Source organism: Caldalkalibacillus thermarum (assembly GCF_014644735.1).
Taxonomy (GTDB): Bacteria; Bacillota; Bacilli; order Caldalkalibacillales; family Caldalkalibacillaceae; genus Caldalkalibacillus; species Caldalkalibacillus thermarum.
Map to the genome: position 1 here is coordinate 1 of NZ_BMKZ01000093.1, position 2361 is coordinate 2361.

Here is a 2361-nt window from a genome sequence, read left to right on the forward strand (position 1 = left end):
CTTAGGTTTTGAGTGTGTGGTTACCTCATAAATACCTAAGATTTTAGGGGGTGGCAAGTTTTTTGCTTATAAACCCACTTAAATCAAGGATTATTAGCTTATTTAATATAAAACTTTTTACAATACGGAGAAGCGAAGGAAGGTGACAGGTATGAAATGGTACATTCCACGGGAACATGGCGCCTGGTCCATGTGGATCACACCGTATCTGATCGGTGCCTTTATTTCGCCATGGACCTGGATGAAAGTGATTGCTTTTGCCGGTCTGTTCTTCTTATATATGTCTTCGGCACCCTTATTGGAGTATGTCAGAAATTCACGTAGAAAAAAAACGTCTCCGCTGCCCAGTTTGCTTATTTTTTCTTCCATTGGTATTGTTCTTATACTCTTCCCTGTATTGTCTGATCCAAGTATCTTGTGGTATTGCGTTATAGCGTTGCCTTTCTTTCTGGTCAATCTCTACTTTGCCCGCAGAAAAAAAGAACGGTTAATCATTAACGATATTGCTGCCATTATCGCTTTAAGCGCTTCAAGCTTATTGGCTGTCCATTTGGGCTACGGTGGATACCACCCGATCGGACTGTACGTGTGGCTTTTGTCCATCTTTTACTTTACAGGGACAGTTTTTCATGCCAAATCCATGATCCGGGAGCGGGGAAACCGCTTAATCAAGCGAGCCGCTAATCTGTATCACGCTTTGTATGTGATCATTCCGATTTTATTCGGGCTGTGGTGGGTCAGCCTCATTTACCTGCCCTCGGCTTTGAAGGTATGGTTGACCCCTTTTAACAGTAAAATACGGCCGAAAACGTTAGGGGTAATGGAGATCGGTTTTTCGGTTTTGTTTTTGATCATGAGCGTCTGGCTGATGGGCCAATTTGTGATCATTTAATGACATCTCATCCTCAAGGCACTAAAGGGTGATGTATTTCACTTTCCCTTCACTATTTTTGAGCCATAATAACTAACAGTAATATGAAGTGATGAAGAGATCATTACAGTAAGCAGGAGATGGGGGTGAAGTGAAAATGAGAGTATTTTTAAGAGTGGCTGATGAACAGGTGGCGGGCAATATTTTGCGCTTTCTTCAGTTTAAGTCGGACAAATTAACAGCGAAAGACCTTTATCAAGACTCCCAATTATATTTGTCCACTATTAATGACAATAATTCCCCGCTGCGCCATGGAAAGATCGTCATGGTCAATGACAAGGGATTAACAATGGAACTCAGGGACAGTAAAATCAGTTATTTGAGCTTTGTTCCATGGGAAGCGGTTCATGAATTTAAGATTTCTTTGGCCGAACCGATTTATCTGGAAAAAAAGAAAAAAGCGAGATAGATTTGATCCTCTTGACTAACCAATGGTTGTCCAACTAAAGTGCACATGTTGAGGCAATGGCTTCTGCACGGAATGGACAGCCATTTTTGTGTTTGGCAAACAACATAAAGCCAGGCATCACAGCCTGGCTTGTGCGCTTATGGGGTTGGGTTTCTTATGACGATTTCAGTTCGTTTAGGATGCGTTTAAACAAAATGTTGTTCTCCAGATGAACGTGTTCAAACATATCAGATTCCAACTCTTCCAAGCGTTGATAGGTCATCTGGTAGGTCATGCACGCTCCTTCTGGAGGTTGGAAATCGCTGGTCAGATCGCGCAGTTGTTTGAGGATATCACCAGCTGTATCGTGTTCATCTTCCAGCTCAGCAATTCCTTTGATCAGTTTTTGTCGCGCTTCGGGTGTAGGGTTTTCCTCATAGGCTTGAATCAATGGGAATACATGTTCCTCTTCTTTCAGTGCATGTTGTTCCAATTCTGTTTTAAGAGTATGGAAGAGTCGGTGTACATCTGCCAGCTCTGGCCGGTCGGGGCCGTGAACGCGGAATACTTTGGTGACATATTGGCTTAGTTGGGGAAGCTCACGGTACAGATAGGCGTGATGTGTATCAATGATATGTCTAATGATATCTCTATAAGAGGCTTCCATCCAGTTCGTTTGCTGTTGGTCATGAGTTTGCTTTTGGGCATAACCCTCATTTAACCTATTTAGAATTTCTTCCTCATTAAGATTTTTCTCTTCAAGCACTTCTCCTAGCGGGCGATCGCCTCCACAGCAGAAATCAATGCGATGTGCTTTGAAAATATCACTGGCTTGAGGATAAATGGTGACAATATCACCTACCTTAGATGTGCGATCAAATACTTTTTCCATACTTAACCCTCCTCAGTCATTTACGTATTGTAAAAAGTTTTATATTAAATAAGCTAATAATCCTTGATTTAAGTGGGTTTATAAGCAAAAAACTTGCCACCCCCTAAAATCTTAGGTATTTATGAGGTAACCACACACTCAAAACCTAAG

Annotated in this window: 3 protein-coding genes; 2 read left to right on the forward strand and 1 reads right to left on the reverse strand. The window is 41.8% G+C overall.

Annotated elements, in window-relative coordinates; all coding sequences use genetic code 11:
* Nucleotides 1–151 precede the first annotated feature (151 nt).
* Both IEW48_RS16425 and IEW48_RS16430 read left to right on the forward strand, forming a co-directional pair.
* A complete protein-coding gene (locus IEW48_RS16425; protein WP_188624697.1) occupies nt 152–892 on the forward strand; it encodes a YwiC-like family protein in 741 nt (246 codons plus the stop codon).
* Between the two features lie 130 nt (nt 893–1022).
* On the forward strand, nt 1023–1340 hold the full coding sequence (locus IEW48_RS16430; RefSeq protein ID WP_188624698.1) for a hypothetical protein: 318 nt from the start codon (nt 1023–1025) through the stop codon (nt 1338–1340).
* A 154-nt stretch (nt 1341–1494) separates the two neighbouring features.
* Here IEW48_RS16430 and ric read toward each other — a convergent pair whose 3' ends face one another.
* Nucleotides 1495–2211 (reverse strand): iron-sulfur cluster repair di-iron protein, encoded by a 717-nt coding sequence (gene ric, locus IEW48_RS16435; protein WP_188624699.1) that lies wholly within the window; start codon nt 2209–2211, stop codon nt 1495–1497.
* Nucleotides 2212–2361: the final 150 nt, after the last annotated feature.

Coding starts and splice junctions, on each gene's coding strand:
- IEW48_RS16425 (WP_188624697.1), top strand. CDS start 152: ATGAAATGGTACATTCCACGGGAACATGGCGCCTGGTCCATGTGGATC.
- ric (WP_188624699.1), bottom strand. CDS start 2,211: ATGGAAAAAGTATTTGATCGCACATCTAAGGTAGGTGATATTGTCACC.